Here is a 12,794-nt window from a genome sequence, read left to right as displayed (position 1 = left end):
TCACTCACGGCCATAAGATGCCTACTGGCAGCGCCAGTTGGCCATCGGCCGACTCAGGGGGAGGCGAGTGATGACAGTGCCGGGCACGGACACCACCCAGGGGATGGACGGGCCGTCATCGCCTCCGCCGGACGCCGGTCGACCCGTACGACGGACTCCGGGCCGACCGCGGCTCGTGGGCGTGGTGCTGATCGTGCTGTCCCTGATACCGGCGCTGGGCTGCTTCCTCGTGTTCACCATGTGGCTGCCCTCCGACATCGGGCGGTACCAGGACTACAGGGCGGCGGAGCCGTGCCCTGCCGGGGCGACAGCGGAAGCGTGGGAGGACTGCCTGCGCACGGTCTCCTTCACCGTCGAGAGCACGAAGGTCGAGCAGAGCAGATCCGGCAGCTACAAGGCGACCCTGTCCGGGGCGCCCTTCTGGAACGGGGTCGTGGCCTTCGGCGATCCCGGGCCGCTGCTGGAGCGGCTTCGGCCGGACGACCAGGTCGGCGCGGTCGTCTGGCGCGGCGACGTCATGTCGCTGAGCGACGGAGGGGTTCGGCAGAGCACCTCCGAAGAGCCCCGCTCCGAACCTCAGATGATCGTCGCCCTCGGCACGTTCCTGGGCCTCCTGGCGGCCCTGGGGCTCGGGTTCGGCGCGGTGCGGCTGGCCAGGCCCGATGACCACGAGCCCTTCACCTGGCGCCCGTACGGCAGACCGCTGTTCCTCGTCATGATGTTCATCTGCGTCGCCGTGGGGCTGCCCGCTGTGTGGCTCGGCATACCGTCGTGGATCGTCCCCGCCGTTGCCGTACCGGTCGTGGTGTGCACGGCCCGGCTGCTCCACCAGCACCGGCGGCCGGGCGCCGCCCGGGGTGCGTGAAACCCTACGTACACCACCAAAGGAACTGCTCGCACGTCTCCGAAGGCGAGGGTTCCGGGGTCGGGTCCGCCGTGGTCGGGTCCGATGTCGGGGTCGTCGAGTCCGTCGGGGTCGAGGACTCGCCCCTTGTCGGGGTCGGGGCCGAGCCGACCGGGGCCGACTGGGCGTCCTTGCTTCTGCTCGGGGAGGCCGTCGGGGACGGGGAGCCCGAGCTTTCGGATGCCGAGGGGGATGGCGACCCCGACGGGGACGCCGAGTCGGATGCGCCGTCGTCCGCCGACGACGACTCGTCGGACAGGGGCTCCGCCGTGTCGCCGGCCTCCGTCGTCGCCGAGCCGTCGGCCGACTCGCCGCCCGCCGCCGCGGGCTTCGGGCTCGATCCCGGCGCGTCTATGCCCAGTTCCGCGAGGCTCAGTCCGCCCGCCGCGAGGACGAACCCCACGGCGACCAGCAGCGTCCGCTTCCGGCGCCGTCGGTGCGCCGCGGCCTTGCGGTCGCGTCGGCTGCCGACCGGCTGGTCGGCGGCCTCGTCCTCGTCGTCGTACTCGTCGGAGTCAGCCGCCTCGGCCTCTGCCACCGCACGGCCTCGTCCGCGGCCCGCCCTCCGGGTCTCCGCACGCCCAGGACGCCGTACCTCATCGGCACCGCCCTCTTCCGGGCGCGCGTCGGTCTCCTCCACGTGCGTGTGGAGGGGCGCTATCGATGAGCCGCACCCCGGGCAGGCGAGTGCGCCGTTGAGGTGCCGTTGGCACTGGTGGCAGAAGTCCATGACGCGGGAAGAATAAGTTCCCCGTAGGGCGCGTTCCTAGGGGTGACTGTGAAGTTTCCGTGCGGAACCGGCGTTTCAGGTTTGATCGGTTGGGGTCAAGCCCGACCATTCCACGCCATAGTTCCGGCATCTTCTGACAGGGCTGCGGGCTTGGGGCCGGTCCGGCCCCAAGCCCGCACAGGGCGTCCCCCGGCTCAGGTTTTCCCGCGTGCCGTCATGGCCCGCTGGATCAGGATGAACGCGCAGAGCAGTACGCCTGTCGCGATCTTCGTCCACCAGGAGCTGAGCGTCCCCTCGAACTGGATGATGCTCTTGATCAGGCCCAGGACCAGGACGCCGAACAGGGTGCCGATCACATAGCCCGAGCCGCCCGTCAGCAGCGTGCCGCCGATGACGACCGCGGCGATGGCGTCCAGCTCCATGCCCGTCGCGTGCAGCGGGTCGCCGGACTGGATGTAGAGCGTGAAGAGCAGGCCCGCCAGCGCCGAGCAGAAGCCGCTCACCGTGTAGACCGCGATCTTCGTGCCGCCCTGCGGGAGGCCCATCAGCATCGCCGACTGCTCGTTGCCGCCGATGGCGTACACGCGTCGGCCGAAGCGGGTGTAGTGGAGGATGTAGAAGGCCACCGCCAGGACGACCAGGGCGACTATCGCGCCTATCGACAGGAAGCCCACGCCCAGTTGGGCCTGCGCCTGCGCCATGCTGCTCACCGACGAGTCGTCGATGGCGATCGACTCCTTGCTGATGACCAGGCACAGGCCCCGGAAGAGGAAGAGTCCGGCGAGGGTCACGATGAAGGGCTGGATCTCGAAGTTGTGGATCACATAGCCCATCAGGAAGCCGCCGAAGGCTCCCACGCCCAGTGCGATGGGGATGACGACGAGGATCGGCAGGCCCTGCTTCTCCACCAGCCAGGCCGTGAGCATGGTCGTGAAGCCGATCACCGAGCCGACCGAGAGGTCGATGCCGCCGGAGAGGATCACGAAGGTCGCGCCGACCGCGGCCACCAGCAGGTAGCCGTTGTCGATGAACAGGTTGAGGAACACCTGCGGTTCGCCGAAGCCGTAGTTCTGGTAGCGGCTCAGGCCCACGATGTACATCACGAGGAAGAGCGTGGCCGTCACGACGACGGGCAGGCGCCGGTCGCCCAGCAGGCTTGCGGCCTTGGACGTCGCCGGACGGCCGTCCTGGATCTTGGGGGTCTGGGTGGTCGTGCTCATCACGACACCTCCATCTTGGGGGCTGCCGTGGTCGTCGTCTGGGCGGCGTCCGCCGGGGCGGCTGCGTCCGAGGTGCCGCTGCCGCCCTTCGCGCCCTTCCCGGAGCCGAACTTCCCGGGGCCGAACCTGTTGCCGAAGACCTTCGCGCGGAACTTCGGCGACTGCAGCAGGCAGACGACGATGACGACGGCGGCCTTGAAGACCAGGTTGGTCTGGGTCGGTACGCCGATGGTGTAGATCGTGGTCGTGAGGGTCTGGATGACCAGGGCTCCCACCACCGTGCCGCCGATCGAGAACCGGCCGCCCAGGAGTGACGTGCCGCCGATGACGACCGCCAGGATCGCGTCCAGCTCGATCCACAGGCCGGCGTTGTTGCCGTCCGCCGCCGAGGTGTTGGAGCTGATCATCAGGCCCGCGATACCGGCGCACAGCGCGCAGAACACGTAGCACATGATCTTGATGCGGCGGGAGCGGATGCCGACCAGTCGGCTGGCCTCCGCGTTGCCGCCGACCGACTCGACCAGCAGGCCGAGGGCCGTTTTGCGGGTCAGGGCCACCGTGACGGCGACGACCGCCGCGACCACGAAGATGGAGAACGGCAGGGTCAGCCAGTAGCCGCCGCCGATCAGCTTGTACGGCTCGCTGTTGATGGTGATGATCTGGCCGTCGGTGATCAGCTGGGCCACGCCTCGGCCCGCGACCATGATGATCAGGGTCGCGATGATCGGCTGGATGCCCATCCTGGCCACCAGGAAGCCGTTCCAGAGGCCGCAGACCACCGCCGCCACCAGGCCTATGCCCATCGCCAGGAAGACTCCCGACAGGGCGTCCTGGTCTGACTGGTCGCTGATGTACGAGCAGGTCAGGGCACCGGTGATGGCGACGACCGCGCCGACGGAGAGGTCGATGCCGCCGGTCGCGATGACCAGGGTCATACCGACGGCCACCAGGATGAGCGGCGAGCCGAACAGCACGATCGAGACGAGGCTGCCGTAGAGGTGGCCGTCCGTCATCTTGATCGAGAAGAAGTCGGGGGTGAAGGGAACGTTGATCAGCAGCAGCACGACCAGCACGGCCACCGGCCAGAACAGGTGATGCTGGGTCAGCGTCCGCCAACGGGGAGTGGTGGTCACTGGTGCTCTCCGCTCGCGATGGTCTCCAGGATCCGGGTGGGGGTGATCTCGGGCCCGTTGGCGATGCGGGCGACCAGCTTGCGGTCGCGCAGCACACCGATCGTGTGGCTCAGGCGGAGTACTTCCTCCAACTCGGCCGCGATGTACAGCACGGACATGCCTTCCTCGGAGAGCGAGACCACGAGTTTCTGGATCTCCGCCTTCGCGCCGACGTCGATGCCGCGCGTCGGCTCGTCCAGGATCAGCAGCTTCGGCTGGGTGATCAACCAGCGGGCGAGCAGCACCTTTTGCTGGTTGCCGCCGCTCAACTGCCCTACCCGGGCCTCCGGGTTGGCGGGGCGGATGTCCAGCGCCTTGATGTACTTGGCGACGAGTTCGTCGCGCTGGGCGACCGGGATGGGCCGGGTCCAGCCGCGGGCCGCCTGGAGGGCCAGGATGATGTTCTCCCGGACCGTCAGGTCGGGGACCAGACCCTCCGTCTTGCGGTTCTCCGAGCAGAAGGCGACGCCCGCGCCGATCGCGTCGTTCGGGGCGCTCATCGAGACCTGCTTGCCGCCGATGCTGACCTTGCCGCTGTCGGGCTGGTCGGCGCCGAAGAGCAGCCGGGCGAGTTCGGTTCGGCCGGAGCCCAGCAGGCCTGCCAGGCCCAGGACTTCGCCCTTCTTGATCTCCAGGTCGAAGGGGGCGATACCGCCCGTCCGGCCGAGGCCGTCCGCCTCGACCAGGGTCTCGCCGACGTCGGCGTGCAGCTGGTGCTCGTGGAGCCCCTCCAGCTGGTCCATGGCCTTGCCGATCATCAGCTGGATCAGTCCGACCTGGTCGAGTTCGCTGACCATGTGCTCGCCGACGAGGGCGCCGTTGCGCAGGACGGTCATGCGGTCGCAGATCTCGTAGATCTGGTCGAGGAAGTGCGAGACGAACAGGATCGCCACGCCCTCGTCCCTCAACTGCCGCATCAGGCGGAAGAGTTCGAGGACCTCGTCGCGGTCGAGGCTGGACGTCGGCTCGTCGAGGACCAGCACCTTGGTGCCGGCTCCGGCGCCGTCGCTGTCCCCGGTGCCCACCGACCGTACGATCGCGACCAGTTGCTGCACGGCGAGGGGGTACGAGGACAGGGGCGCGGTGACGTCGATGTCGAGGCCGAGGCGGTCGACCAGCTCCGCGGCCTCCTTGCGCATACGGCTCCACTGGATGCGGCCGTAGCGCGTGGGTTCACGTCCGATGAAGATGTTCTCCGCCACCGAGAGGTTGGGGCAGAGGTTCACCTCCTGGTAGACGGTGCTGATGCCGGCCTGCTGCGCCTGCAGCGGGCTGTCGAAGCGGACGGGTTGCCCGTCGAGGGTGATCCTGCCGCCGTCCAGCGGGTAGACGCCGGTCAGCACCTTGATGAGGGTGGACTTGCCGGCTCCGTTCTCGCCCATCAGGGCGTGGATCTCGCCGGGGAAGAGCCGGAAGTCGACACCCGACAGAGCCCGTACCCCCGGAAACTCCTTGACTATGCCCGTCATCTCCAGGACGGGCCGCGGCTCTGCCATGGCAGCGCTCCTCTTGAATCTTGAATCGCGTAAATCTCGTAGTCGCGTTGAGTCCTGAATCGCGTTGAATCGTGAATCGCGTTCAGGCCCGCAGGGAGCCCCCGGCTCGTGGTGGGGGGCTCCCTGCCGATGCGTGCGGTGGGTCAGTACTTGCGGGTGGGGAGCGCGGCCGCTGCCTGGTCCTGCATGAAGTCGCCCTCCTTGGTCTTGATCCAGCGCTCGACCGTCTCGCCGTCCTTGACCTTCTGGACGACCTCCATCAGCTGGGGGCCGAGCAGCGGGTTGCACTCGACGATGGCGTTGATCTTGCCCTCGGACATCGCGATGAAGCCGTCCTTCACGCCGTCGACCGTGACGATCAGGATGTCCTTGCCGGGCTTCTTGCCGGCCGCCTCGATGGCCTGGATGGCACCGATGCCCATGTCGTCGTTGTGCGCGAACAGCACGTCGATGTCCGGGTTGGACTGCAGGAAGGCGGCCATGACCTGCTTGCCGCCGGCCCGGGTGAAGTCGCCGGTCTGGCTGACGACGATCTTCCAGTCGTCGGCGTGGTCGGCGTCCATGACCTCCTTGAAGCCCTTGGCACGCTCGATCGCGGGGGCGGCACCGGTGGTGCCCTCCAGCTGGGCGATCTTCACGGCGCCCTTCTTGCCGGCCTTCTCCAGGACCTTCTCCAGGATCTTGGCGGCGCGGCGGCCCTCGTCCGTGAAGTCGGAGCCGACCAGGGTGACGTACAGGGACTCGTCGGAGGTCTCGACGGAGCGGTCGGTGAGGACCACGGGGATCTTCTTGGCCTTGGCCTCCTTGAGCACCGCGTCCCAGCCGGTGACGACCACCGGGGAGAAGGCGATGACGTCGACGCCCTGGGTGATGTAGCTGCGGATCGCGGAGATCTGGTTCTCCTGCTTCTGCTGCGCGTCGGAGAACTTGAGGGTGTAGCCCGCCGTCTTGGCCGCCTCCTTCACCGAGTCGGTGTTGGCGCTGCGCCAGCCGCTCTCGGAGCCGACCTGGGAGAAGCCGAGGACGAGCGCCTTGCTGCCACCGGAGGTGGAGCCAGTGGAACTGTCGTCCTCCTTGGCGCAGGCCGCCAGGCCCGTCGCCGCCGCCACGCCGACCGCCGCAGTGAGGAAGTTCCGTCTGTTGAGCATGTTCTTCTCCTTTGAAGAGCCGACGCACACACTGCGTCCAGCCTGTCGATCATTGTTCGAGATATCGACCGCGTGCTGTCGTGGGGACGATCGGGTCGGTGCTAGGGGTTGTACGGGAACGTGCTGGCGCGAACGAGGAGTTGGGGTTCGATGGCGACCTGGGACGTCCCTGAGGGCGTCCGGCCCTCGATGAGGTCCAGCAGCAGGGCGATGGAGCGCGAGCCCACCGCCGAGAAGTCCTGCCGGACGGTGGTGAGCGGCGGGGCGAAGAACTCCGACTCCGGGATGTCGTCGAAGCCGACCACCGCCACGTCCTGGGGAGTGCGCACGCCCGCCTCGCGCAGGGCCCGCAGCACCCCCAGGGCCATCTGGTCGTTGGCCACGAAGACCGCGGTCAGACCGCGGCCCACCCAGCCCGCCAGTTCCTGGCCTGCCCGGTAGCCCGACAGCGGGCTCCAGTCCCCGCGCAGCGGCGAGGGCGGTTCCACCCCTGCCGCTTCGAGGGTCGCCCGCCAGCCGTCGGCCCGGTCCGCGGCCTCCTGCCAGTCCTCGGGCCCGGCGAGATGCCAGACCGTGCGGTGGCCCATGGCGAGCAGATGGCCGGTGGCCAGCCGTGCGCCCAGTCGCTGGTCGACGTTGACGCTGGGGATCTCCACGCCGGACCCGGTTCCGACGGCCACCACCGGGAAGGGGTGGCGGAGTTCGGTGAGGGCCTCGACCGCCGAGCGCTGGGGGGCGAGGGCGATCACTCCCTCCACCCCGCCTTCGCTGAGCCGGTCCAGGGCCTCGGACAGTGTCTCGACCGTCAGTTCGCGCAGACTGACCGTCGAGACGAGATATCCCTCGGCACGCGCGGCGTCCTCCAGCGCGAAGAGCGTGCTGGCCGGTCCGTAGAGCGTGGTGTTGGAGGCGACCACACCCAGGGTCAGGGTGCGCCGGGTCGCCAGGGCCCGGGCGGAGGAGTTGCGGCGGTAGCCCATCTCCTCGATGGCGTGCAGCACCCTGGCCCGGGTCTCGATCCGTACGTTGGGGTGATCCCCGAGGACGCGGGACACGGTCTGGTGGGACACGCCGGCCTGGCGTGCCACGTCGGCCATGGTGGGCGGCCGGAGCTGCGAGTTGCTCTGCGGGTTGCTCACGGCACCTCCCTGGCGATCGTCTGCGGATAAGTCCTGTGGTGCGGGCGGTCGTTTCCGGGCCGCCGGCTTCACTCCGGGGCTCCGGATTGCCCCAAGGCACCGGGCGGGAAGGCCATTTGGGGCACTGCCGACATGACTCTCGGACCTCCTTGGATGCCGTCGGGCGACAACTGGTGAACGCGGAGGTCATTGTGAGCGCTAACAATTCATGCCGGTCAAGAGGGCTGCATCAGGAAGGCGTCACGGTTGGATAACGCAGCATGCGGTGGGCGGGAGGGCCGCGGCGCGGCGATGTGGGCGCCGATGACGGCCGTCCACGACACGGCGAAGTGATGTGCGTTCGACCCATTGACACCCCGGCCAATGCGTCCTTACTGTCGCGACAGCATTTCGAACAAGTGACGATATCTCGAACAGGCCAAAGGACTTAGGGAGTACCGTGCGCATCACGGGAATCAGCACGCACGTGGTCGGGACGCCGTGGCGGAACCTGACCTACGTCCAGGTGCACACCGACGAGGGACTCACCGGCGTCGGCGAGACCCGCATGCTGGGCCACACCGACGCGCTGCTCGGCTATCTGCACGAGGCGAAGACCAACCACATTCTCGGCTCCGACCCGTTCGCTGTCGAGGATCTGGTCAAGCGCATGAAGTACGGCGACTACGGCCGGGCCGGCGAGATCGTGATGTCCGGCATCGCCGTGATCGAGATGGCCTGCTGGGACATCAAGGGCAAGGCCCTCGGCGTACCGGTGTGGCAGCTCCTCGGCGGCAAGGTCACCGACAAGGTCAAGGCGTACGCCAACGGCTGGTACACCACGGAGCGCACGCCCGAGGCGTACCACAAGGCGGCGCAGGGCGTCATGGAGCGCGGGTACAAGGCGCTCAAGATCGACCCCTTCGGGACCGGCCACTTCGAGCTGGACCACGAGCAGAGCATGTACGCGGTCTCCCTGATCGAGGCCGTGCGCGACGCGATCGGGCCGGACTCCGAGCTGATGCTGGAGATGCACGGCCGCTTCTCCCCCGCCACCGCCGTCCGTCTCGCCAAGGACCTGGCACCCTTCAAGCCCGCGTGGCTGGAGGAGCCCTGCCCGCCGGAGAACCTGAAGGCGCTGGAGAAGGTCGCCGCGAAGGTCGACATCCCGGTGGCCACGGGTGAGCGGATCCACGACCGGATCGAGTTCCGGGAGCTCTTCGAGAGCCAGGCCGTGGACATCATCCAGCCGGACGTCGGTCACATCGGCGGCATCTGGGAGACCCGCAAGCTGGCCGCGACCGCCGAGACGCACTACGTGCTGGTCGCGCCGCACAACGTGGGCGGGCCGGTCCTGACGGCCGCCTCCCTCCAGGTCGGCTTCACCTCCCCGAACTTCAAGATCCTCGAACACTTCAACGACTTCGCGGACGCGGAGATCAAGAAGGTCGTCTCGGGCGCCCCCGAGGTCGTGGACGGCTACTTCCACCTCTCCGACAAGCCCGGCCTCGGTGTCGAGCTGGACGTGGACGCGGCGGCGGAGTTCCCGCAGCAGCAGGCCCGCTTCGACCTGTGGGCCGAGGGCTGGGAGCAGCGCAAGCCCAAGGGGACCGAGTGAGCAGCGCCGTGGTGATCGAGGCTCCGGGCGAGCACCGTCTGGTGCCGCACGAGCCTCGGCAGCCGGAGGCCGGCGAGGCCCTCGTACGGGTCCACGCGGCCGGGATCTGCGGCAGCGACCGCGAGGTCTACCAGGGCAACAGGCCCGAGGGGTACGTCCGTTACCCGCTGATCCCCGGCCACGAGTGGTCCGGGACGGTGGCGGCGGTCGGGGCCGGGGTTCCGGCAACTCTCGTGGGGCGCAAGGTCGTTGGGGAAGGCTTCCGCAACTGCCAGGTGTGCGACCGCTGTCACGCGGGCGAGACAACGTTGTGCAGTGCCGGGTACGAGGAGACCGGGTTCACCGAGCCCGGCGCGATGGCGACCACGCTGACGCTGCCCGCGCGGCTGCTGCACGTGTTGCCGGAGGACGCGGATCTCACGGCGGCGGCGCTCCTCGAGCCGGCCGCGTGCATCGCGGCCGCCGCGCTCAAGGCGAACGCCGTTCCGGGTGAGCGGGTGGCCGTGGTGGGCACCGGGACGCTCGGGATGTTCGCCGTGCAGTTCCTGAAGGCGGGTTCGCCGTCCGAGCTGCTGGTCGTGGGGACACGTCCGGACCGGGCCGAGCTGTCGAAGCGGTTCGGCGCCACGGACTTCCGTACGAAGGACCAGGAGCTGCCGGACGACTTCGACGTCGTCATCGAGACCGCCGGGTCCGCGGACGCGGCGCGTACCGCCGCCGCCCTGCTGCGGCGCGGTGGCCGGCTGGTCCTGACGGGGATCCCGGCGCCGGGTGCGGACGGGCTCGACCCGACGGATCTCGTCGTACGGCAGCTGGAGGTGCACACCGTGTTCGGCGCCGCGCCGGACGCGTGGGCGCACACGGTGCGGGTCTTCGGGGCCGGGCTCCTCGATCCGCTGCCGTTGGTCACGCACGAGCTGCCGCTGGAGGAGTTTCCGCAGGCCATCGAGTTGGTGGGGTCCGGCGATCCGAAGGTCGGAAAGGTCCTGCTGCGGCCATGACACACCCCTGAGCCGTACGCCGGTACGGGGTACCTGACGACCCCGTACCGGCGTACATCCAAAGCCTTGTGCACCCAGAGCCGCGAACCTCGTCCGAAATACCGAACCTGCCGAACCTGAAGGACAGATTGTGACCGACACCACCGCCTCCGCAGCCCGCCGCCCCGGAGAGCAGGCGCTCGCCGCGCTCGGCCTGGACGTGCCCGCACTCGACCCCTCCGACTCCTCCCCGCACACCTTCCCCGGCGGCGGTCGCTGGCGTACCGAGGTGCCCTCCGTGGAGGGGCCCGAGGCGCTCGGCGTCGTCCTCAAGGAATCCTCGCGGCTCGATGTGCCGATCCACCGGGTCAGCCAGGGCAGCGGTGTCTGGATGCTCACCGACGCCGAGATCACCGAGATGGTGGAGGCGACGGCCGAGCGTGACATCGAGCTGTGCCTGTTCACCGGTCCGCGCGGCACCTGGGACATCGGCGGCTCCACCCGTACCGACTCCAAGGGCGGCGGGCTGCGCGCCCGGGGCCATGACGCGGTCGCCGGGTGCGTCGAAGACGCCATCAGGGCAACGGAGTTGGGCGTCAAGTGCCTGCTCGTCGCCGACGAGGGCGTGCTGTGGACCCTGCACCGGGCGCGAGTCGGGGGAATCATCCCGGCCGACACGACGCTCAAGGTGTCGGCGCTGATCGGTCCGGTGAACCCGAGCGCGTACGCGGTGTACGAGAACCTCGGCGGCGACTCGATCAACGTACCGAGCGATCTGACGCTCGATCATCTCACCGAAATCCGGCGGGTGTCGGCCGCTCCGATGGACATGTACATCGAGGCGCCGGACGACCTCGGCGGCTATGTGCGGATGTACGAGGTCGCCGAGCTGATCCGGCGCGGCGCACCGCTCTACCTGAAGTTCGGGCTGTCCAAGGCGCCCGGGATCTACCCCTACGGGAACCACATGCGCGACCTGACGCTGTCCACGGCCAAGGAACGGGTGCGGCGCGGCCGGCTCGCTCTGGACCTGCTCGCGCGGCACGGGGCGGACGGCGACATGGCGCCGCTCGGCTCGCGGCTGCCGGGCGCCCTCAAGCGGTTCGAAACGCCTGCATAACGTTACGGACAACGCCCCTTCACAAAACACGACGCAGTCGAACAGACTCCACCACGACTCGTCTCCACGACTCCGCTCGGTCTCTCCCTCGCTCAGCCCACAGGGCGCCCGTACCGCCAGACCGCTCCAGGCCTCACGACATCAAGGATGATGATCATGCGTACTCGCAGAGCCGCACTCTCCGCCATAGCCTCCTCCGCCGCTCTCGCCCTCTCCCTCACCGCCTGTGGTCAGAGCAGCGATGGTGGCAGCGAGGCGGGCTCCGCCGACGCCAAGGACGCGACCGTCGGCATCTCCATGCCGACCAAGTCCTCCGAGCGCTGGATCGCCGACGGCGCCAACGTCGTCAAGAACCTGGAGTCCAAGGGCTTCAAGACCAAGCTGGTCTTCGGCGAGGACGAGCCGGACCAGCAGGTCTCGCAGATCGAGAACATGATCACGCAGGGCGTGGACGCGCTGATCATCGCCGCGATCGACAACAAGTCGCTGAACAACGTGCTCGAGCAGGCCGCGGAAGCCGACATCCCGGTGATCTCGTACGACCGTCTGATCCTCGGCTCCGAGAACGTCGACTACTACGCGTCCTTCGACAACGAGAAGGTCGGCGAGCTCCAGGGCAACTACATCCTGGAGAAGCTCGGCCTGGCGGACGGCTCCAAGAAGGGGCCGTTCAACATCGAGCTGTTCGCGGGCTCCAACGACGACAACAACACGCGGTACTTCTTCGGCGGCGCGATGAAGGTCCTGCAGCCGTACATCGACAAGAAGCAGCTCGTCGTCAAGTCCGGCCAGACCGAGCTGACGCAGGTCACCACCCTGCGCTGGGACGGTGCCACCGCGCAGCGGCGCATGGACGACATCCTCACCGCCTCGTACAAGAGCGGCAAGGTCGACGCGGTGCTCTCGCCGTACGACGGCATCTCCATCGGCATCATCTCGGCGCTGAAGTCGGACGGCTACGGCAGCGCGAGCAAGCCGCTGCCGGTCGTCACCGGCCAGGACGCCGAGGTCGCCTCGGTGAAGTCGATCATCGCGGACGAGCAGTCGATGACCGTCTACAAGGACACCCGCGAACTCGCCAAGGTGGCCGCGAACATGGTCGACGCGGCGCTCAACCGCAAGACGCCGGAGACCAACGACACCAAGACGTACGACAACGGCTCGAAGGTCGTTCCCGCGTACCTGCTCACCCCGGTGAGCGTGGACAAGTCGAACTACCAGAAGGTCGTCGTCGACTCGGGCTACATCAAGGCGAGCGACCTCAACTAACCGCCGCATTCTAGGGATT

At 68.5% G+C, this 12,794-nt stretch carries 11 protein-coding genes; 5 read left to right on the top strand and 6 right to left on the bottom strand.

The window, feature by feature from the left end:
* Positions 1-70: 70 nt before the first annotated feature.
* Positions 71-865: a hypothetical protein gene (locus ACWCRB_RS23055; protein ID WP_450997834.1), complete on the top strand. Its 795-nt coding sequence runs from the start codon at positions 71-73 to the stop codon at positions 863-865.
* Between the two features lie 4 nt (positions 866-869).
* Here ACWCRB_RS23055 and ACWCRB_RS23050 read toward each other — a convergent pair whose 3' ends face one another.
* From ACWCRB_RS23050 to ACWCRB_RS23025, 6 genes are all read right to left on the bottom strand, one after another.
* Positions 870-1,634, bottom strand: coding sequence for an SCO2400 family protein (locus ACWCRB_RS23050; protein WP_450997833.1), 765 nt, complete (start codon positions 1,632-1,634; stop codon positions 870-872).
* Between the two features lie 194 nt (positions 1,635-1,828).
* Positions 1,829-2,854 (bottom strand): galactofuranose ABC transporter, permease protein YjfF, encoded by a 1,026-nt coding sequence (gene yjfF / locus ACWCRB_RS23045; RefSeq protein WP_450997832.1) that lies wholly within the window; start codon positions 2,852-2,854, stop codon positions 1,829-1,831.
* Positions 2,854-3,987 (bottom strand): ABC transporter permease, encoded by a 1,134-nt coding sequence (locus ACWCRB_RS23040; RefSeq protein ID WP_450997831.1) that lies wholly within the window; start codon positions 3,985-3,987, stop codon positions 2,854-2,856. Before ACWCRB_RS23040 ends, yjfF begins: the two co-directional genes overlap by 1 nt.
* Complete coding sequence (locus tag ACWCRB_RS23035) at positions 3,984-5,522, bottom strand: sugar ABC transporter ATP-binding protein (RefSeq protein ID WP_450997830.1); 1,539 nt, start codon at positions 5,520-5,522, stop codon at positions 3,984-3,986. Before ACWCRB_RS23035 ends, ACWCRB_RS23040 begins: the two co-directional genes overlap by 4 nt.
* A gap of 143 nt (positions 5,523-5,665) precedes the next feature.
* Positions 5,666-6,670, bottom strand: coding sequence for an ABC transporter substrate-binding protein (locus ACWCRB_RS23030; protein ID WP_450997829.1), 1,005 nt, complete (start codon positions 6,668-6,670; stop codon positions 5,666-5,668).
* A gap of 101 nt (positions 6,671-6,771) precedes the next feature.
* Complete coding sequence (locus ACWCRB_RS23025; RefSeq protein WP_450997848.1) at positions 6,772-7,767, bottom strand: LacI family DNA-binding transcriptional regulator; 996 nt, start codon at positions 7,765-7,767, stop codon at positions 6,772-6,774.
* Between the two features lie 481 nt (positions 7,768-8,248).
* Between ACWCRB_RS23025 and ACWCRB_RS23020 the strand changes: the two genes are divergently transcribed.
* The 4 genes from ACWCRB_RS23020 to chvE all read left to right on the top strand — a co-directional run bounded on the left by ACWCRB_RS23020 (position 8,249) and on the right by chvE (position 12,775).
* Positions 8,249-9,406, top strand: coding sequence for a mandelate racemase/muconate lactonizing enzyme family protein (locus ACWCRB_RS23020; RefSeq protein ID WP_235479423.1), 1,158 nt, complete (start codon positions 8,249-8,251; stop codon positions 9,404-9,406).
* Positions 9,403-10,407: a zinc-dependent alcohol dehydrogenase gene (locus tag ACWCRB_RS23015; protein WP_389350955.1), complete on the top strand. Its 1,005-nt coding sequence runs from the start codon at positions 9,403-9,405 to the stop codon at positions 10,405-10,407. Before ACWCRB_RS23020 ends, ACWCRB_RS23015 begins: the two co-directional genes overlap by 4 nt.
* Positions 10,408-10,537: 130 nt before the next feature.
* Entirely contained in the window at positions 10,538-11,506 is a 969-nt protein-coding gene (locus tag ACWCRB_RS23010) for a hypothetical protein (protein WP_450997828.1), read from the top strand.
* A 156-nt stretch (positions 11,507-11,662) separates the two neighbouring features.
* On the top strand, positions 11,663-12,775 hold the full coding sequence (gene chvE, locus ACWCRB_RS23005; protein WP_450997827.1) for a multiple monosaccharide ABC transporter substrate-binding protein: 1,113 nt from the start codon (positions 11,663-11,665) through the stop codon (positions 12,773-12,775).
* The last annotated feature ends 19 nt before the right edge of the window (positions 12,776-12,794 follow it).

This window comes from Streptomyces sp. NPDC002156 (assembly GCF_053593675.1).
Note: the sequence above shows the minus strand (reverse complement) of the source record. Positions and strands in the feature narration are given on the sequence as shown.

Excerpts from the sequence above, each read along its gene's own strand:
- ACWCRB_RS23055 (WP_450997834.1), top strand. The coding sequence starts at position 71 with ATGACAGTGCCGGGCACGGACACCACCCAGGGGATGGACGGGCCGTCA.
- ACWCRB_RS23050 (WP_450997833.1), bottom strand. The coding sequence starts at position 1,634 with ATGGACTTCTGCCACCAGTGCCAACGGCACCTCAACGGCGCACTCGCC.
- yjfF (WP_450997832.1), bottom strand. The coding sequence starts at position 2,854 with ATGAGCACGACCACCCAGACCCCCAAGATCCAGGACGGCCGTCCGGCG.
- ACWCRB_RS23035 (WP_450997830.1), bottom strand. The coding sequence starts at position 5,522 with ATGGCAGAGCCGCGGCCCGTCCTGGAGATGACGGGCATAGTCAAGGAG.
- ACWCRB_RS23030 (WP_450997829.1), bottom strand. The coding sequence starts at position 6,670 with ATGCTCAACAGACGGAACTTCCTCACTGCGGCGGTCGGCGTGGCGGCG.
- ACWCRB_RS23025 (WP_450997848.1), bottom strand. The coding sequence starts at position 7,767 with ATGGCCGACGTGGCACGCCAGGCCGGCGTGTCCCACCAGACCGTGTCC.
- chvE (WP_450997827.1), top strand. The coding sequence starts at position 11,663 with ATGCGTACTCGCAGAGCCGCACTCTCCGCCATAGCCTCCTCCGCCGCT.